This is a genomic window from Roseibium sp. SCP15 (assembly GCF_040329435.1).
GTDB lineage: Bacteria > Pseudomonadota > Alphaproteobacteria > Rhizobiales > Stappiaceae > Roseibium.
This window is the reverse complement of record NZ_JBDZYI010000001.1, coordinates 603,608-622,464: the sequence shown is the minus strand read 5'-3', so window position 1 is coordinate 622,464 and position 18,857 is coordinate 603,608. Positions and strand designations below refer to the sequence as shown.

General features: G+C 55.7%; 17 protein-coding genes. 10 read left to right on the top strand and 7 right to left on the bottom strand.

What is annotated here, in order from left to right; translation table 11 throughout:
- From fes to ABLO27_RS02810, 6 genes are all read left to right on the top strand, one after another.
- Window positions 1–1,704, top strand: a complete 1,704-nt coding sequence (gene fes / locus ABLO27_RS02835) for an enterochelin esterase (RefSeq protein WP_353030304.1) — start codon at window positions 1–3, stop codon at window positions 1,702–1,704.
- Window positions 1,705–1,880: 176 nt separating this feature from the next.
- Entirely contained in the window at window positions 1,881–2,708 is an 828-nt protein-coding gene (locus ABLO27_RS02830) for a cytochrome c oxidase subunit II (protein WP_353030303.1), read from the top strand.
- 93 nt (window positions 2,709–2,801) lie between these two features.
- Window positions 2,802–4,577, top strand: coding sequence for a cbb3-type cytochrome c oxidase subunit I (locus tag ABLO27_RS02825; protein WP_353030302.1), 1,776 nt, complete (start codon window positions 2,802–2,804; stop codon window positions 4,575–4,577).
- Window positions 4,574–5,278, top strand: coding sequence for a cytochrome c oxidase subunit 3 (locus ABLO27_RS02820; RefSeq protein ID WP_353030300.1), 705 nt, complete (start codon window positions 4,574–4,576; stop codon window positions 5,276–5,278). Before ABLO27_RS02825 ends, ABLO27_RS02820 begins: the two co-directional genes overlap by 4 nt.
- A gap of 12 nt (window positions 5,279–5,290) precedes the next feature.
- Window positions 5,291–6,007 carry a heme-copper oxidase subunit III family protein gene (locus tag ABLO27_RS02815; protein WP_353030298.1) on the top strand — a complete coding sequence of 239 codons (717 nt, stop codon included), beginning with the start codon at window positions 5,291–5,293 and terminating at the stop codon, window positions 6,005–6,007.
- Window positions 6,008–6,085: 78 nt separating this feature from the next.
- Entirely contained in the window at window positions 6,086–6,406 is a 321-nt protein-coding gene (locus ABLO27_RS02810) for a cytochrome C oxidase subunit IV family protein (protein ID WP_353031685.1), read from the top strand.
- Window positions 6,407–6,923: 517 nt separating this feature from the next.
- Here ABLO27_RS02810 and ABLO27_RS02805 read toward each other — a convergent pair.
- The 3 genes from ABLO27_RS02805 to ABLO27_RS02795 all read right to left on the bottom strand — a co-directional run bounded on the left by ABLO27_RS02805 (window position 6,924) and on the right by ABLO27_RS02795 (window position 9,965).
- Window positions 6,924–7,436: a DinB family protein gene (locus ABLO27_RS02805; RefSeq protein ID WP_353030297.1), complete on the bottom strand. Its 513-nt coding sequence runs from the start codon at window positions 7,434–7,436 to the stop codon at window positions 6,924–6,926.
- A gap of 406 nt (window positions 7,437–7,842) precedes the next feature.
- Window positions 7,843–8,646 carry a DUF2189 domain-containing protein gene (locus ABLO27_RS02800; protein WP_353030296.1) on the bottom strand — a complete coding sequence of 268 codons (804 nt, stop codon included), beginning with the start codon at window positions 8,644–8,646 and terminating at the stop codon, window positions 7,843–7,845.
- 413 nt (window positions 8,647–9,059) lie between these two features.
- Complete coding sequence (locus ABLO27_RS02795) at window positions 9,060–9,965, bottom strand: amidohydrolase family protein (RefSeq protein ID WP_353030295.1); 906 nt, start codon at window positions 9,963–9,965, stop codon at window positions 9,060–9,062.
- A gap of 192 nt (window positions 9,966–10,157) precedes the next feature.
- Between ABLO27_RS02795 and ABLO27_RS02790 the strand changes: the two genes are divergently transcribed.
- The 3 genes from ABLO27_RS02790 (at window position 10,158) to ABLO27_RS02780 (ending at window position 13,383) form a co-directional block, all read left to right on the top strand.
- On the top strand, window positions 10,158–11,318 hold the full coding sequence (locus tag ABLO27_RS02790) for a WD40/YVTN/BNR-like repeat-containing protein (protein WP_353030294.1): 1,161 nt from the start codon (window positions 10,158–10,160) through the stop codon (window positions 11,316–11,318).
- A gap of 129 nt (window positions 11,319–11,447) precedes the next feature.
- Window positions 11,448–12,839 carry a PLP-dependent aminotransferase family protein gene (locus ABLO27_RS02785; RefSeq protein WP_353030293.1) on the top strand — a complete coding sequence of 464 codons (1,392 nt, stop codon included), beginning with the start codon at window positions 11,448–11,450 and terminating at the stop codon, window positions 12,837–12,839.
- Window positions 12,840–12,975: 136 nt separating this feature from the next.
- Window positions 12,976–13,383 (top strand): DUF983 domain-containing protein, encoded by a 408-nt coding sequence (locus ABLO27_RS02780; protein ID WP_353030291.1) that lies wholly within the window; start codon window positions 12,976–12,978, stop codon window positions 13,381–13,383.
- A 120-nt stretch (window positions 13,384–13,503) separates the two neighbouring features.
- Here ABLO27_RS02780 and ABLO27_RS02775 read toward each other — a convergent pair whose 3' ends face one another.
- The gene (locus ABLO27_RS02775; protein ID WP_353030290.1) at window positions 13,504–13,971 is read right to left on the bottom strand and encodes an Lrp/AsnC family transcriptional regulator; all 468 of its coding nucleotides are present in this window, start codon (window positions 13,969–13,971) and stop codon (window positions 13,504–13,506) included.
- Window positions 13,972–14,117: 146 nt separating this feature from the next.
- Between ABLO27_RS02775 and ABLO27_RS02770 the strand changes: the two genes are divergently transcribed.
- Window positions 14,118–14,549 (top strand): DUF2000 domain-containing protein, encoded by a 432-nt coding sequence (locus ABLO27_RS02770; RefSeq protein WP_353030289.1) that lies wholly within the window; start codon window positions 14,118–14,120, stop codon window positions 14,547–14,549.
- 63 nt (window positions 14,550–14,612) lie between these two features.
- Here ABLO27_RS02770 and ABLO27_RS02765 read toward each other — a convergent pair whose 3' ends face one another.
- The 3 genes from ABLO27_RS02765 to ABLO27_RS02755 all read right to left on the bottom strand — a co-directional run bounded on the left by ABLO27_RS02765 (window position 14,613) and on the right by ABLO27_RS02755 (window position 18,689).
- Window positions 14,613–15,281: a hypothetical protein gene (locus tag ABLO27_RS02765; RefSeq protein ID WP_353030288.1), complete on the bottom strand. Its 669-nt coding sequence runs from the start codon at window positions 15,279–15,281 to the stop codon at window positions 14,613–14,615.
- Between the two features lie 92 nt (window positions 15,282–15,373).
- On the bottom strand, window positions 15,374–17,473 hold the full coding sequence (locus ABLO27_RS02760; protein WP_353030287.1) for a molybdopterin-containing oxidoreductase family protein: 2,100 nt from the start codon (window positions 17,471–17,473) through the stop codon (window positions 15,374–15,376).
- A gap of 100 nt (window positions 17,474–17,573) precedes the next feature.
- The gene (locus ABLO27_RS02755; protein ID WP_353030285.1) at window positions 17,574–18,689 is read right to left on the bottom strand and encodes a YHYH protein; all 1,116 of its coding nucleotides are present in this window, start codon (window positions 18,687–18,689) and stop codon (window positions 17,574–17,576) included.
- Window positions 18,690–18,857: the final 168 nt, after the last annotated feature.

Sequence of the window (18,857 nt, the reverse complement as noted above, 5' to 3'; positions counted from 1 at the left end):
ATGAGCCTGTCACAGATGAACCCTTTTCTGAGTGTGGTCCTGATGCTTTCAGTTTTGCATGCACCGGCGAACGAGATTCTGGCTGCTGAAACGGATGCTCCTCTCCAGGTCTCGGCCGCCCCTCAAAGCATCAAGCCAGGTTCGCGAACCGAGAGCATGCCGTGGCAGGACACACTCGACCCGGAAGGCGCAGTTCAACAACTGCGCCTTGAGTTCGCGTCCGGAACCTATGTTGCAGGTAAGTTTTCTGCCGCTGGAGATCCGCTCCATCTGGATCTCGTTTCCGAAACCGGTGTCCACATCAGGCGGCTGGTGGCTGCGGACGGATATGTTGACGAGTTTCACTTCGTTGTTCCATCGGAGACGACCTATCTGAAAGTGCAAGCAACCGCCGCTGCTGAAGATCGCAAGACAGATTTCCGAGTTGAATTCACTAAAGTTTCTCAGCCACTTACAGAAGAAGAGACTACGGATCTCAGCACAGCTCTTCTGAGCCCAGCGCTGCGCCAGCTCGCGGCAAGAAGCCTTACAGACAGCGAAATCGAAGAATTCTGGTCTGCGCTCGAAAGCAAAGGCACTCCCCTTGTAGAACCGCTTGACGATGACGCTGCAATCGTCACCTTTTTCTATCGTGGAGCTCGGTCCGGTGTGCGCATTCTTGGGTCTCCGTCCGCGGACCACGATCCAATGTTCCGGCTGAAAGGCACCGACATCTGGTACCGCAGCTACCGCCTTCCTGCTTCGACACGCCTCTCCTACCGGCTGGCTCCGGATGTGCCGGACATTCCCGGCACGTATTGGGACCGCAGGGTGGCAATCCTTGCGACCGCGCAGTCCGATCCGCTGAACAAGTCACCTTGGCCAAAATCCGCGATAGACCCTTACAATCAAAAATCGGTTGTTGAGCTGCCCGGAGCACCGAAACAGCCGTTTGTCGGCGTTCAGAAAGCACATTGCGGGACGGTGGACCATCTCTCCTTCACCAGCAAAACCCTGAAGAACACGCGCAATATCAGCATCTATACCCCTGCAGACTTCGACCCGAATGACCCTGAAACCGTTCTGCTGGTTCTGTTCGACGGCGCTGCCTATCAATCAGTCGTTTCGGTACCGACGATACTGGACAACATGCAGGCGTCAGAAGCTCTGCCGCAAACAGCCGCTGTTCTCATCGACAACCCGGATTTGGACGCCCGCAGTCGCGAGTTGCCCGGAGACAGTGGCTTTGCCGAGATGGTCGCCAACGAGATCATGCCGCTTGTGCAAGAGAAACTCGGCACCTCCATTCCCCGTGACCGGACAGTCATTGCCGGATCCAGTTTCGGCGGTCTGGCAGCAACCAGACTTGCCCTGGAGTTTCCGACACTCTTTGGCAATGTCGTTTCAATGTCCGGTTCCTACTGGTGGTCTCCCGACAGCAAGTCGACCAATGAGTGGGAATACACAGCCAGTCGTGTTGCCGCACTCAACGCGGTCGATGTCCGGTTCTTTCTTTCGGCCGGACTGTTCGAGACGGGACGTGCCGATGGATTGGACATTCTACAGACGAACCGGCATCTGAAAACCGTATTGGCAGCCAAGGGCTACGACGTGGAGCTTCGCGAATATGCCGGTGCACACGACTATCTGGTCTGGCAGGGAGCCTTGTCCGACGGCTTGATTTCGTTGTTTGGCATTGAACGCAATTCAATCCCAAAGGACTGAAGTTTCAAGAAGGTAACGACGTCGAAAACATCAGGAAAGCTCAAGTATCAAAAGGGGCTCATCAAGGCAAAATTACGCCAAGAACAATTGAATCAACCAAGACACAACTTTCAATTTGCTTGAGCAATTGGTGCAAAATGAGCTACACTCAACCATTCCCCTAGGGGAGATTGAGCATGTATTTCGCAGTTATACTTGTAATCCTTGTGCTGGGTTCGGTGGCATTTCACCTGCTAAGCCCGTGGTGGATGACGCCGATTGCATCTAACTGGGGCTACATTGACGACACACTCGTCATCACTTTCTGGATCACGGGTGCGGTCTTTGCGGCTGTGACGCTGTTCATGGCCTATTGCCTCTTCCGCTTCCGGCACAAGGAAGGCTCGAAAGCGGCTTACGAGCCGGAAAACAAAAAGCTGGAAATCTGGCTGACCGCCGCAACGACCGTTGGCGTTGCTGCTTTGCTGGCGCCGGGGCTTTACGTGTGGTCACAGTTCATCAACGTACCTGACGATGCCGGTGAGATTGAAGTCGTCGGCCTGCAATGGCAATGGAACTTCCGCCTGCCGGGAGAAGATGGCGTCCTTGGCACTTCGGACACTCATTTGATCACGAGTGACAATCCTCTCGGCCTGAACCCGGACGATCCCAACAGTGCAGATGATGTCATCATCGAAGCCGATGATCTGCATCTTGAGATTGGCAAGCCGGTCAAGATCCTGCTGAGGTCCATTGATGTCCTGCATGATTTCTATGTCCCTGAATTCAGGGCAAAAATGGATCTCATACCGGGAACCGTAACCTATTTCTGGATCACGCCGATAAGGACCGGCGAGTTCGAGATCCTGTGCGCAGAGCTTTGCGGTGTCGGCCACGCCTTCATGCGGGGCCTCGTGCTTGTCGACACGGCAGAAGACTATCAGACCTGGCTGGAAGAACAGTCCACCTTTGCGGAATTGACTGGAGCTGGCAGCATCAAGACGGCTTCCAGATCCGGGCCCTGAAAACTAACGAAACGACGCAGACAAAAGAGGAAAGAAAACTGGAAGTTCCGGCGGGATCTGTCGGCCGGCGCTTCAGAAACAAAGGAGAGCGCAATGGTCGAGTTCACGCCCAAGGCGGCTGGCCCCGTGCCACCCGCGGAGGTCCCTGACGTTGAGCTTTACCATCCCAAAAGCTGGTGGACGAAATACGTCTTCTCGCAGGATGCCAAGATCATCGCCATTCAGTATTCCGGCACGGCAATACTGATCGGCCTTGTTGCCCTGGTCCTGTCCTGGCTTATGCGCCTTCAGCTCGGCTTTCCCGACACATTCTCCTTCATCACCGTCGAGGCCTATTATCAGTTCATCACCATGCACGGCATGATCATGGTGATCTACCTGCTTACTGCGCTCTTCCTGGGCGGTTTCGGGAACTACCTGATCCCGCTGATGATCGGTGCTCGCGACATGGCTTTCCCGTACGTGAACATGCTGAGCTTCTGGATCTACCTGGTCGCGGTGCTGGTGCTGGTCGCTAGCTTCTTCGCCCCCGGTGGCCCGACCGGTGCCGGATGGACACTTTATCCACCGCAAGCGATCTTATCGGGCACGCCAGGAGGCCAGGAAGCAGGCATTTTGCTGATGCTTTCTTCACTGGTTCTGTTCATCATCGGTTTCACGATGGGCGGCCTCAACTATGCGGTCACAGTTCTGCAATGCCGCACGCGCGGCATGACACTGATGCGCATGCCCCTGACAATCTGGGGCATTTTCACCGCAACCGTCATGGCTTTGCTGGCCTTCCCTGCCCTTTTTGTCGCCGGCGTCATGATGCTGTTCGACCGCTTGGTGGGAAGCAGCTTCTTCATGCCGTCGCTTGTTGAACTGGGAGAGCGCCTGGAATATGGCGGCGGCAGCCCGATCCTGTTCCAGCACCTGTTCTGGTTCTTTGGGCACCCGGAGGTCTATATTGTCGCCCTTCCGGCTTTCGGCATCGTCTCTGACCTGATCAGCGTCCATGCCCGCAAGAACATCTTTGGCTACCGCATGATGGTCTGGGCCATCGTAATCATTGGTGGTCTCAGCTTTATCGTGTGGGCACACCACATGTATGTCAGCGGCATGAACCCCTGGTTCGGCTTCTTCTTTGCAACGACCACACTGATCATCGCCATACCAACCGCCATCAAGGTCTATAACTGGGTCCTGACCCTCTGGCGTGGTGATATCCACTTCACCCTGCCCATGTTGTTCGCACTGGCTTTCATCGTTACCTTCCTCAATGGCGGACTGAGCGGGCTTTTCCTCGGCAATGTCGTCGTCGACGTCCCGCTTTCCGACACCATGTTCGTGGTCGCGCATTTTCATATGGTGATGGGCGTTGCCCCGATCATGGTGATATTCGGCGCTATCTATCACTGGTATCCGAAGATCACCGGCAGGATGCTGGACGAAACGATGGGCCGGATCCATTTCTGGGTCACCTTTGTCGGGTCGTACGCGATCTTTTTCCCGATGCATTATGTCGGACTGGTTGGAGTCCCTCGCCGGTACAATGAATTGGGAGACCTGTTGTTCGTGCCTCCATCAATCGCGGATCTGAATGCTTTCATATCAATTGCCGCCCTGATCGTCGGCGCCGCGCAGATGGTCTTCCTCTTCAACCTGCTTTGGAGCCTGCGTCACGGTAAGGAAGCCGGTGGAAATCCCTGGCGGGCCGCATCCCTTGAATGGCAGACACCAGTCACACCGCCGGAGCATGGCAATTGGGGCAAGTCTCTGCCCGTGGTGTACCGCTGGGCCTACGATTACAGCGTTCCCGGAGCCAAGGAGGATTTTATAGCGCAAAACGATCCCTGGCCCGAGGAACCTGAGAGGGCTCCGGTATGAGCGTCATCCTGAGCTTTATCTTCCTCATCCTATGCATTTCCGGCTGGTGGCTGGCCCGCCACCATCTCTTGTCCAAGCCCTGGCTCGAGCACGGCGTTCCGGCAAGCGCCGCCAAGGGAGCAGCTCCGGTCAACAGAATCGCGAAAGTCGGGCTCGGTGTTTTTCTTGCAGTTATCGGCGCACTGTTTGCGCTGCTTGCCAGCGCCTATTTCGAGCGAATGGGTCTCCCCGACTGGCGCGATTTCCCCTTGCCACGTCTACTCTGGGTGAATACCGGAATGCTGGTCGCCTGCAGCGCCGCTTTGCATTGCGCTCTGATTGACGCGCGAAACGGAGCCTTGAAACCGGCCAGAAGCGGCCTGGTGATTGCGTCCCTGGCAGGCATGGCCTTTGTGTTCGGACAGCTGGCGGTCTGGCTTCAGCTTGTCTCCGTCGGACTTGGTGTTGCCGCCAATCCGGCCGTCACCTTTTTCTATCTGCTGACGGGTCTGCACGGACTGCACATCCTGGGCGGGCTGATCGCCCTGGCTTTCGCAGTCTCCAGCGCCTTTCACAGCACTGACCTGCGTCCGCTGATTCCCAGACTGGAACTTTGCACGATCTATTGGCATTTCCTGCTGGTCATCTGGTTGGCAATCCTGGTCGTGATTGCGGGCTGGGCGGAAGAGATCGTCGTGACATGCAGCCAACTTTTCAGCTGAAGGACCGGTTCAATGACTGACCTGCCGCACACGAATGCAGCACCGGAACGGCCCGCAGGCCTGAGCGGCATCACGACCGATTGGGCGTCCGACCAGACGGCTTTCAAGAACGTCTCCTGGGGCAAGGCCATGATGTGGATCTTCCTCCTGAGCGACACCTTCGTGTTCGGCAGCTTCCTGGTTGCCTACATGACGGCCCGAATGTCGACAGTCGTCCCCTGGCCCAATCCCAGCGAAGTTTTTGCCCTTCACATTGGCGGCGTGGAAATGCCACTGCTTTTGATCGCGATCATGACATTCGTGTTGATTTCCAGCAGCGGCACGATGGCGATGGCCGTCAATTTCGCCTACCGGCGGGACCGCAAGAAAACAGCATTGCTCATGCTTGCGACTGCGGCGCTCGGTGCACTCTTCGTTGGAATGCAGGCATTTGAATGGGCAACCTTGATTTCACAAGGTGTTCGCCCCTGGTCGAATCCATGGGGCGCTTCGCAATTCGGTGCATCCTTTTTCATGATCACCGGTTTTCACGGAACTCATGTCACCTTCGGCGTGATCTTTCTTCTGATTGTCGTGCGAAAGGTTTTGCGGGGCGACTATGACACAGGCAAACCCGGGTTCTTCACCAGTCGCAAGGGGCGCTACGAATGCGTCGAGATCATGGGCCTTTACTGGCACTTCGTCGACCTGGTGTGGGTGTTCATCTTTGCATTCTTCTATCTTTGGTAGGGGGAACCAATGACGCAGTCAGAAACTCAGACACAGCTATCAACCGGACAACCTCAAACCGATGAGGCGGGCACCGACATGCATGCCGAGGGTCAACAGCACCCGATCAGGGTTTATCTTGTCGTTTGGGGGTGGCTCTTCGTACTGAGTCTGGCTTCCTATCTGGTCGATTATGCCGGGCTGGAAGGCTATCTCAGATGGACACTTATCCTGTTCTTCATGCTGTTGAAGGCAGGACTTATCATTGCGTATTTCATGCACATGGCCTGGGAACGTCTGGCCTTCTCCTATGCGATCATACTTCCACCGGCTGCCCTGCTCGTCTTTGTCTGGATCATGGCCATGGAGTCCGACTACACATTGCTGACGCGCACCATCTTCTTTGCCACCGGGGAATGAAATCAGGTCACCATATCCCTGCCCCCTTTGACGAGATTTTGGTGGTTGGATGTGAACGCCACCCAAGACGCAGTCAAGGGGCGATCAACCCTGACCGCCCCTACAGAACCGGTTTCATTGATCTTGTTATGTAAACCGGCCCCAAAACTTGTAAGCCCGATCAAGCCTCAGTAACGCATCCTCCTGCTGCCGGCTCAAACTGCGCTCCTGCCGAACGAGAGGTTCTATCCGGGCATTGATGGCATTTCGTCGATTTTCTGCGTATCTCTTCAACATTTCACATCTCCAAGTTAGTGTATCCTTGAAGATGATTTGGTGATTTTGCTTGCGATTTTTAGGGATATTACATTTAATTACGTAAGTTTAACCTCACATCCATGAGCAATTCACCTCAACCAACTTGAAGCATGTACTCACAAACGATCGGGATGGATGATCGCTTTCTGCAAATCCGCCACGACTGTTCAATCGACCGCGCGCACGTGATGCGAAAGAGGCATTCTCTCAAACCAATGCTCTATCCGGCGAAGTAACCTGCACCGGGACGCCAAGGGATGTCTGTAGCGCCATAATCAATCCCCATTGCGTGCAATGCACTGGTGACCTGACTGCGATGGTGGGTCTGATGGTTGAAGAGCTGCACCACCATCACCCAGCGCGGGACAGCGGGCAAGTCATCGCCCTCAGGATCGCGCTTGGTGGTGTTATTGGCCAGCCAGGCCTCAGTCCATTCGCGAGCGCCTGTCGATAAGAGATCGTCTTGTTCAATACGCACAGACTTCAGTTCATTCCAATCAGGCCATACCGCGTGACCTGGTGAGTTCCGTTCTGGCAAAGTGCCATTGAGAAACGTCAGGATAGCGCGATTGACCACACAGATATGGTCCAGCGTGTTGTGGATCGAGCCGAAAAACATCCCGCGATCCCGAATGCGTTCTTCTGGCCCAATCTCTTCGCAACGCTGATAGACATTGTCGTTCTGCCAGCGCGCGTAAGTTGCCATCTCGTCGATATAGTCATTTGTGATCATTGCCCACTTCCCCAAATCTGCCCGGAGGGTACCGGCGCCAGACAACGCCATCATGCTCAAATTGCAACCATTGATACCGTTGCCTGCAGGGTGAAACAACTTGGGAAGCCTGAGCGCGATGCATCAGCTGATTTCACCCATTCCGACCCGCGAGTCTCGGTGCGTCCCACGTGTGATTTACGGACGGGTCCTGAACGCAACTTCCGGCTATTGAGGGCGATGGCACCGTGCGGGCACCCGGTATCGTATCCTGCATTCCAACTCTCATCGAGAAATTGCTGAAGAACGAATGGAACGACCGCATCATTGTCCGGGCACATCAGGACGTGGACTGCAACCAAAACAGCGCCTGCGATCATGAAGATCGCAGGCGCTTGTCAGACCCCAACCTGTTGAAGGCCGAGGTTCAGTGTCCAGACGTATCAATAACCTTGCGATACACGTGCCACGTTGCATGCGCGAGGATCGGAAGCACCACGGCAAGGCCAAGCAGCAAAGGCAATGACCCCAAGATCAAGCCTCCGGCTACAATGGCGCCCCAGGCCAGCATTGGAACAGGGTTCATCAGGCAAGCCATGACAGATGTCTTGATGGCCATATAAGCTCCGACATCCTGATCAAGCAGCAACGGCAGGGAAATAACCGACGTTACAAGTGCGGCCAACGCAAACAGAAAACCGACTGCATTGCCGACAATGATCAGCGCCCAGCCGTTTTGCGAGGTCAGAACGTTCCAAAGAAACGATCCAAGCGCTTCAGGAGGCGTCGTGCTGTAGATTCCCACGTAAAGCATCTGCGCCACGAACAGCCATGCCAGGAAGAGCACGATCAGCATTCCGCCCACGACAGCGATTGCAGGCAGGGCCGGTGTTTTCCATACCGTCAGAGCGTGCTTCCAGGATGTATCCATCTTGAGCTCGCGCCTTCGACTGATCTCGTAGAACCCCAATGCAGCAAACGGCCCGATCAATGCAAATCCGGTAACCAGCGGATAAATCAATTGCAGATAATTCTGGCCGAATGCCCACCTGAACAAAATAAAGCCGACAATCGGATAGATCACGCACAGGAAAACGTAGTGAGACGGCTTCTCCATGAAGTCATCAACACCCATCCTGAGCGCTTCAATAATGTCCTGAATGTCCACGTGCCGGATCTTGATATGCTCGGCGGTGTCGTGAACGTCGGCAAATACATGAAAATGAGCCATAGTTTTCCCTCCAACGTCGGTCGGAACGGGTAGCGGCTGCGGGCGCTGCACTTTGTCGAATCTTTCGACCCCACGCCGCGACCTGTATCAAATAACTATACGCTGAAATGACGAACTTGTCGCGCAGACAAGCAATAAACTCTAAACACTCGCCAATAACCTTCTCGTCAGACGACAAATAAATCGTATGAAATCCTTACAACTTTGCTTTCTCTCAAGTGTTGTTGAGTTGATTTTTTCAAACAATCGATAATTGTGAAACCAGATTCAACTAATCTGTTACGGAAGACGTTGCTACTGCCCAGCCAGGAAGCGAAGCAAAATCGTTACACGGCACAGCCATCACGAAGTGCATGAACCAAACCCCGCCACGAACTCTCCAACTGACCGGACAGACACAAACTGCAACGAGCTTATCGCGAACCGATCTGTTCCACCGAGATGTCCCGATCGAAGAAACGCTGAGCGTTCTTGAACGCAATCTTCTCGGCAACCGGGCGCGGCAGCCTCGACAGCCAGAGACGGTTGCTTGACATGATTTGGGAATAGTTGTCCCACTGATTGTTGATCCAGGTATCGCTGCCAATCATCAGGCGATCCTGAAAGTCGAAAATGATCTCCAGCCATTGCGGGTCAAGGTTTTCGCCATCTCCCAGAATGTCGTATTCACGCAGGGAGGTGTCTGCAAGCAGCGCCGGAAACTCCTCCATCAAGGCATGAACGCGATCGGCAGGCGTGTTCAATCCTGCATGCGCCCAGATAATTTTAACGTCCGGGTCGAGGCTGTAGAGCCAACGGACGGGCTCTGCCCCTGAATGAACATGGAGGTAGATATCCCGGTCCCTTGCCATTTTGATGATCTTGCGAAACAACTGCGCGTCCGCCGTGTCCAGCCGGTGGATATGAAACTCGCCAATTCCCTCATGTGGATATGCCTGCAGCCGTCCTTCCAGATAGTCCGCCATGCCTTCCATCTTGGTCCAGTTTGAAGAACCGGCAGCTCCGTGATACGGCCGCAACTCCGGCACGACGCGCCCAGGGGCGTATTCCCAAAGCCTGATCGTCCCCTCATCCGGTGTCGACGACACCAGCGCCATTGCAACACCGCTCCTGTCCATGAGCTCGATGACACTTTGAACCGGATACCGGTCCCAGGCCGGTTCTTTGTAGTGCATATGGGCGTCGAAGAGCGGCAGATCGAAAACCGCATCCCCGATCGGCTCCCCGGACTCATCAGCGTGACCAACAGCAGTTGAAAGTTGCACTCCGAGAAGCAGACTTACGACGGGGATGGCTCTGCATATCGCTGTAGGTTTCAACGTCCCCTCCCGCTCTGGTCAGAACCACTCGATTGCGTCCCTTGTGGGATCTTAAACTCGCTCAGTCAGAAAACTCCAGCTGGGATCAGCCTTTTGGCATTGACGAGGGGACAGGTCGCTGCGCCCTCCGCGCCGCTCTCTCCAACCAGCCAGACATGTTACACTTCTCGTCAAACGGGAGGAGGCAAGGCGATGAACGCTGGAGAACTTACCATTCTTGTGGGCACGACCAAGGGCGCCTTTCTGATTTCAGGAGGCCAGAACAGGTCGGGCTGGGAGGTAAAAGGCCCGCTTTGCGACGGCTGGCCGATCAACCACGTCATTGCTGATGCAGAGACCGGAAGGATCTGGGCCGGCGGCGGAGGAGATTGGCATGGCGCAGGCATCTGGCGCTCAGAAGACGGCGGAGAGAGTTGGGACCTATCAAGACTGACCAAAGGCTCCATGGACGACTGGGCGGCGAACGACCCGGATTTTGCTGCACTGATCGGCTGGAGCGAGCAGCCCCTGCCCCATGGTGACGCGTTTTCGCAAATCTGGTCACTCGGTTTTTCAAACGGGAAACTTTATGCGGGAACAAAACCTGCAAGACTTCTGGCAAGCACCGACGGAGGAGAGAGCTTTTCGCATATCGAAAGCCTGACAAACCACTCGTCAGCGGAGGACTGGAACCCCGGCGCTGCCGGGCTCGTGCTGCACACGATTGTCTTCGACCCTGACAGCCCAGAAAAGGTCTGGATCGGCATATCCGCGGCAGGTGTCTTTGCCACCGAAGATGGCGGAAAAACCTGGGACAGGCGCAACCGGCTTTCCAATGCGGCGGCCTGCGAGGGACACGACCACCCGGCTGCACCGCGGGACGGTGAAACCGGACATTGCGTTCACAACATGATGCGCGCTCCGGGCAATGGTGACCTTCTTTACCAACAGAACCACCATGGTGTCTGGCGCTCCGCCGACGGCGGGAGAAGCTGGGACGATATCAATGCCGGCCTCCCCTCCACCTTCGGTTTTCCGATCCGGGTTCATCCGCGAGATCCGGACACCATCTGGACCTTGCCCTTGAACAGCGACGCGGGTGGCCGATATCCGCCGGACGCGGCAGCCGCGGTCTGGAAATCGTCCGACGCTGGACAGACCTGGCAGGCAAAGCGAGAGGGACTGCCGCAAAAGGCCTGTTTCTTCACGGTGTTGCGTCAGGCGATGGCAGGTGATGCCAGGGACCCGGCCGGGCTCTACTTCGGCACGAATTCCGGATCAGTCTTTGCGAGCCTCGATGAAGGAGAAAGCTGGCAGGAGATCGCCAGTCATCTGCCGACCGTGCTGTCGGTTGAGGTTATGGACAGGGCATAAAACCTTCAACATGGTCGCGAGAGCGCAGCGGCGCAGCTGATTGCTGCTCCCCTCGAAAACGGATGACATTCATTCTTCAAGCATCTATACAGTCATTATGCAGTCAATTATCGAAAGATCGCAAGCAGCATGACCGACTGGTGCCCGAACCTCTCTGAAAGCAATGCGCCGCGCTACATCGCCATCGCCGATTGTATCGAAGACGACATAACTTCAGGCCGACTGAACGCTGGCGACAGACTTCCGGCGCAGCGGCAACTTGCCGGTCAACTGGGCCTGGATTTCACCACGGTCGCACGGGGATACGCCGAAGCACGCCGGCGTGGCATCATCTCATCTCAGGTCGGAAGCGGAACATTCGTAACCAGGCCCGGAACCCCGAACGCGGCGGTACCGGCAGGGGACCCGAGACGCGTCTGTGTTCCTGATTTCTCGATGAATCTGCCCCCCGAACCCGTTGATCCGTCTCTGGCGACCAAAATGCAGGAAGGTTTCGCCAACCTTTCCGCCGACCTCGCTTCTCTTCTGCGCTATCAGACCTTTGAAACATCGGAACTGGACCTGCATGGGGCCCGGCTTTGGCTGGAAGGGGTCAATCTTGCACCCGAACCAGAGACAATCCTGTTTTCACCCGGCGCACAGGCCGCCCTTGTGAACGCCCTGGCGGCACTCACCTCGCCGGGCGACAGGATCGCGTGCGAGGAAATCACATATCCGGGTATCCGCTCGATTTGTGCTCAGCTAAATCTGGAGCTGATCGGCCTGAAAATGGACGAGGACGGCATTGACCCGGATGCCTTTTCGGACGCCTGCCAATCCGGATACATCAAGGCGCTCTACGTCAATCCGACACTGCACAATCCGACAGCACGGACAGTTCCCTACCAGCGTCGCAAGGACCTGGCAGCGATAGCGCAGCGGTTTGGCGTCCCCATCCTGGAAGACGATGCCTATGGTCAGTTGAGCAGGAAAGCCCCCTTGCCATTTGCGGCGATCGCTCCTGACGTCACCTGGTACATCGGCTCGCTTTCCAAGTGCCTTGGCGCTGGCCTGCGACTTGCCTACGTTCTTGCCCCAAACAAGGGAGCTGCCTGGCAGTTCTCACGCGCGGTACGTACCTCGCAAGTCATGACCTCCCCGCTTTCCATCGCCCTTGCAACGCACTGGATTGAAACCGGCACCGCTCATGAGCTTCTCAACCGCATCAGGATTGAAAGCTCCGACCGCCAGACACTCGCCGCCAGGTATCTCAAAAACCAGAAGTGCTCGACTGATCCGGACGGGTTTCATATCTGGCTGCACCTACCTGAAGGCTGGAACAGGTCCACCTTTGTCGCCCAGACGAGAAGCCTGCAGATCGGCGTGGTCGAGAGTGACGCCTTTACAGTGCGGGGCGCCGTTCCTGAAGCGGTTCGGCTGAGTCTGGGAGGACCCATTTCTCGAGATCAGTTGGCAAATGCATTCGATGTCATGGCCCACACCTTGAACGCCTCGCCGCTGCGCGCATCGGCATATTTCTAGAAAGACCAGGCCTGGACAGCCAATTTGCCGCAGACAAATTTCTTGATTTGATCGTACGGTTCCATATTTTGACTGCAATCACTTCCTATCATTTTGAAAATGACAGGAACACAAAACACCTGAGAAAGGGTGCCCCATGAGCACGACGCATGATTGGCCCAAACTTCCGCCGATCCAGACCGGCCTCCGAGGCCGGTGCCCAAGATGCGGGGAAGGCAAGATTTTCGACGGCTTCCTGACGCTGAAGAAGGGATGCAGCAATTGCGGCCTCGACTACAGCTTCGCCGACCCGGCGGATGGCCCCGCATTCTTTGTCATCTGCTTCGGCTGCATTCCGGCGGTTGCATTTGCGATCTGGCTCGAGGTCGCCTTCACGGCCCCCTATTGGGTTCACCTTGTCACAACCCTGCCCCTGATCTTGCTGACATGCATACCCATGCTGCGGCCCCTCAAGGGTTGGCTCGTCTCAAGCCAGTACTTTTACAAGGCGGAAGAAGGCAGGCTGGAAACGCCAGAAACGGATACCTCAGAAAATCAGACCTGACTCCCGGGTGCCCCAACCTGGCACAGATCTGATCGTCACCTGAGGCGGGCGGTGCTATCGGACGGGCGATACGCCGCCCTTTCTTTTGCCGTCGCACGCCATGCTGCCGATCCGGTTCATTCACAAGCCAAGCGGCAACCCTTTGAACGGCTTGATTTCCTTTAGAGCAAAGTTGGTGGTCATGGTTTTGATGCCGGGTAGCCTGCGCAAAGTGTTCATTGAGAACTCAGCGTAGGAATCCAGATCACGGGAGACGACCATCAGCATGAAATCGGCGCCACCGGAAACCGAATGACACGAGATAACCTCCGGAAGCTCCTGAACCTGTCGCTCAAACCGGGTCGCATCCTCTTCTGAATGATTGTCGATCTGGATGGTTACGTAAACCAGCACACCCAGGCCGATCTGCCGCCGATCCAGATTGGCGCTGTACCCTTGTATGACACCCTCTTCTTCAAGCTGCCGGACGCGGCGCCAACAAGGCGATGCGGACATGGAGACAGCGTCTGCCAGTGCAGAGTTGGTTATGCGGCCGTCCGACTGCAGCTTTTCCAGTATCTTGACATCTTCCCGATCAAGCCTCTTCATTGGCAGTCTCTTTCTTCTTTTTGTACTTGGTAGGTAGATTTGACCTGAAATCCTTCAAATCTCAAGCGAGATAGACAACACCTTTCCAGAGAACGCAGGCAATTTTGGTTCGATTTTTCGATTGAACTGAAAGAAGAGACCCACAAATGAGCCTGCATGGAAAGGGTGACCTCAAAGTCGCCATCGTGGTTGACCCGACCCTGCCTTCTGGTCAACTGGCCAACACTGTCGCCACGATCGGAATTGGCCTGGGCGCCGGACAACCGGGGTTCGGCGATGTCAAACTCTGCGACCGGCCCGGCCTTGCGTTTTTGGCAAGCGCGGACCGCCCAGTTCCTGTCCTGCAGGCAGCTGAGGAAAAAATGCAGGACCTGATGGCGAAAGCTCACATTTCGAAACCGGACGCGGGTGAGCTGATCCTTTTCCCATCATTCGCGCGGCTTCTGCATGACTTCAACGACTACAAGAATGCGATCCCGATGCGTGATCTCACCGAAGAAAAGATTGACGGCATAGGGCTGTTCGGCCCGACCAAATGGGTAAAATCGTTGACCGGCAGCCTGAAGCTGCTGCGCTAAACCGCACGTTCCTGGCACTTGCAGGCAATGACCGACCTTGGGGACATCGGCTACTAACCCCAACTAAGGCAAATCCGCTTCGGGAGCCTTAGGCAACCAACGACCTTTTTCCCAGAAAACTTGCCAGTTGTGGCCGCGGCGGGAAGTGTCAACTTCCACCAGTACTAACACATGCCTGTTGCGGAACAGCTTCGTTGTGTGCCGAATGCACGAGTCATTGACCACATCACTGCAATAGGTGGTTTGAACTGCTTCAAGATCCTCTTTCCATTCAAGATTCGGATGACTACCACTGACCGAAATAGCCCAGCCTTCGCCCCATTCTTCGAGTTTTGGCAGAAACAAAGGTCTCCAGGATAAACCTTGGGTTGGTGACACAGTTTTCCCTTTAAGGGTCAAAAGTGCCGCTTTCGACCAGTAGCCATCAATGCTGGGGAACGTGACAGAAACTAGAAAACGACCTCTACTAATACCAATAGACGAAGCTCGTATTTCTTCCTTGTGCCAATCTGACCGTACCAGTAGGTAATTTTGCAATTCTTTTGGAAATACTTTCAATTCTTCTTTGCGCAAATTTGAGCCATTTCTGAATACCAAATTGAAATCAGTGAATTTCATCGAAATTTCAGCATCGCTCACCTTGGTGGGCGCCAAGCTGTAATGCTCTGAAGCGAATGCAACCGGCAAAGGCGCTAAAAGAAAAAGAAAAAAGAAAAAAACGCGAAACATCATGCAACCCTCCAAGGCGCACCATGTAGATACGCCCGGAGGTTGATTCAATGTTGTTCAGTTCCACCAATACTGGAACTGACCGGGGCTTGGAGTTAAACCGCCCTCACCCAGACTGCGGTGTCGTGGAAGGCCGCGCCGCCATAAGGTGCGACGGGGTCGGCGCCTGTAAGCGTGTTGATACCGCGACCGTCTTCAAATGCATCATTGGGCCATATCCCCTCCGAGATAACGGTACCGGGTGCCACTGTTGCCACATGGCGTGCGTGCAGTGTCACCACTCCGCGCCCGTTGCCCATCTTCACCTTTGCGCCGTCTTCAATCCCGAAACACGCGGCTTCCTCCGGACGCAGCCAGACTTCCGGACGGCCTTCCTTCTTTTTCGAACTTTCCGTCTCGGCAAAAGAGGAATTGAGGAAGGACCTGGCCGGCGCCGTCACCAGACGGAACGGGTGTTGCTCGTCGGCAAGTTCGATGCTGTCCCACTGATCCGGTAGCTCCGGCATTTCACCAGAAGGACCGAACACCGTGTCGCCATCAGGCTTGTTGGGTGCACCCGACCGTCCCCAATCAGGCCTGAAATGGAATTTGCCGTCGGAGTGACCAAACCCGTTCAGATAGTGAGACGTATCGAAGTCAGGCTGAATGTCACGCCACTTGTTCGCCTCTAGTTCCGCCAACGTGCCGAACCCGGAGTTCTTGAGCATCCAATCGATATGATCGCGCGCGCTCATATCGAACCCATCATGAGAATTCGATTCAAGACGTTTCGCAATCTCGTTGATTACAAAGATGTTTTCCTTTGGCCCTTCTGGCGGTTCCACAGCCTTTGGCCCCAGGAGAAAATACTGGTGTCCGCCACCTTTGTAGATATCGTCATGCTCCAGAAATTGGGTTGCCGGCAGGACGATATCGGCCATTTTCGCAGTATCGGTCATGAACTGTTCGTGGACCACTGTGAACAGATCTTCCCGGGCAAAACCTTGTCGCACCATCTCCTGTTCCGGAGCGACCGACATCGGGTTCGTGTTCTGGATCAGCATGGCCTTTACGGGCGGGCCACCAAAAAGCGCCGCTTCGTCACCGGTCAGGATCCGCCCGATCAGGCTCTGGTCAAGCGCACGCCTGGAAACATCCTTCAAAGAAGATGCTTCGATCATCTCCTTGTTGAACTTGAAGAGACCGCCATTGTTGTGGAACGCGCCGCCGCCTTCGTATTTGTAACTGCCGGTGATTGCCGCAATGGAACATGCCGCATGCATGCCGACCGCACCATTCCGGGACCGGGTGAAGCCATAACCAAGCCGGAAAAAGGTCTTTTTGACCTCGCCAATCAGCTTTGCCACTTCCTCGATCTGTGGCACTTCCAGTCCGGTGATGCCGGCCGCCCATTCAGGCGTTCGCGTTTGAAGGTGCGCTTCCAGTTCCTTCGGGCAATCCGTGTACTTTTCAAGGTAATCCCAGTCAGCGTAGCCGTCGCGGAAGAGAACATGCATGATCGCACAGGCAAGTGCCGCATCCGTGCCGGGTTTCAGGACCAGACCGACATCAGCCTGCTTCATCGTCTCCGTCTCATAGACATCGACAACGATGATCCTGGCGCCGCGCTTCTTTCTGGCGGCGATAGCGTGGGTCATCACGTTGACCTGGGTCGCGACGGGGTTTGTACCCCAGATGATGACCTGGTCCGACTTGGCCATTTCGCGCGGATCGGGACCGGTGAGACTTCCGGTGCCAGCAACATATCCGGTCCAGGCCATGTTGGTGCAGAAGCTGTCGAACTGGCGCGAATATCCCTTGACGTGGCGCAACCGATGAATGCTGTCACGCTGCACCAGCCCCATGGTACCTGCATAGTGATACGGCCAGACGCTCTCCGCACCGAACGCTGCCTCCGCTTCCTGGAATTTTTCCGCTATCAGATCGAGAGCGGCATCCCAGGAAATTTCCTCGAACTTTGCTTCTCCTTTACTGCCGACACGCCGTAGTGGCTTCAGCAAGCGCTCGGGGTGGTAAAGACGCTCGGGATAACGCGCAACCTTGGCACAGATGACCCCTGCCGTGTAGTCGTTGTCCTTCGCGCCATTCAGGCGGCGGACATCACCGTGAGGATAAAAATGCACCTCGAGCGCGCAAGATGACGGGCAATCGTGCGGACAGGCAGAAAAGGTACTTTTTGGCGGCTGCTGGTTCATTATGGTCCATTCTGCAGACTGGCTATTGTCATGCCTTATGAAGACCAAAAAGAGGCGCCGTCAAGCGCCTCTCAATAAACTCTGGTTTCCCAAGAGGTCCTCAGTTGCCACTACAAGGGGATCTGCCGCCCGGCCGACCTCCAGACTGAGGCCCCCGTCCCCTGCCCGGACCTCGTCCAGCGCCAGGTGGCGGCCGTCCTCCGGGATGAAGACGCGGTGGGTGTCCACCCTGAGATTGAATGAGTTGAACGATCGCAGCGCTGTTGTCGCTCATTGCGGTAAAGTCGACGGTGGCTCGATTGTCCTCAATATCACTCTCCGCGCGTTGCCCGCGTCCCTTCAACCGAAGGAAACTGGAATCGGGACTCCCCATCCAACAGCGTGGAATGAAGGGGAATGTGTCTGTCAGCACGTAGTGATAGGTGCCGCCGGGATATTCGGGCGTTGCGGCAAAGCGGCCGTTGCACTGGTCCAGGTCGCCAGATCCGCTAACATAGGCCCAATCCCGCGTGAACTTGCCGTCATACCGGCCACCTGGGCCGTTCGGCCGATTTCCATTTTTGATGCGGTAGCTGCTCTTCAGCTTTTTCATCGCTGACTTTCCACCCGGATCCGAATAGCCAAACTGACCATAGATCGGGAAGCCGTCAGCGGCATATCCGATCATCACCGGAACGGAATTGCCTCCGCTCGACGCCACAAGGCCTGTCGGGATGCCGTGGTAGTGATAAGTGCCGTCCGGCTGCACATGGGCGTTGTAGCGGTCCAGGCCAAGCTTGCATGCGCCACCCATCGCTTCGTAGTTCCAGCCGGACCGGCGATCGTTCTGCCAGAACTCGGCAGTTGCGGGGTCCATCACCACGCCGTTGATGGCGATCCCGAAGACAGCGCGTTCCGCCCTGGTCGCCCGATTGTTCTTTCTGGGATTGAGAGGAACCTTCAGATTGTAGTTTTTCTTCGAAATGCCGTGAGGATTGTTGCGATTGGGAAATTGACCGGGGGGCTTTATCGGGTAGCCGTTGGCACGGATGCGCCGCTTGTTTCCGTTCACCGTGATGTCAGCTGATGCTTCGGCCTGCGGTATCAGCAATTCCCAGACTTCTTCGCTTATGTGATCATGTTCAACCGGTTGTTCGCCGCCAAGCTGCGCAGAACTGTCGTGCGCAATTGCGGGTGAGGCTATCAGCAGCCCCGCGAGCGCAACAAAAAAACGCATTCTCCATCTCCCAACAAATCACCCCGACTTCTCCAGTATGGCCGATCGATTGTAGGGACGCTGTCGCCGTTTGGTATGAAAATGTAACGGCTTGTAACAAGCATGGAGTTTTGGAAACAAAAAAGCCGGCCCAACCGGGCCGGCCTTCAAGAAACTAACTGCCGTGCA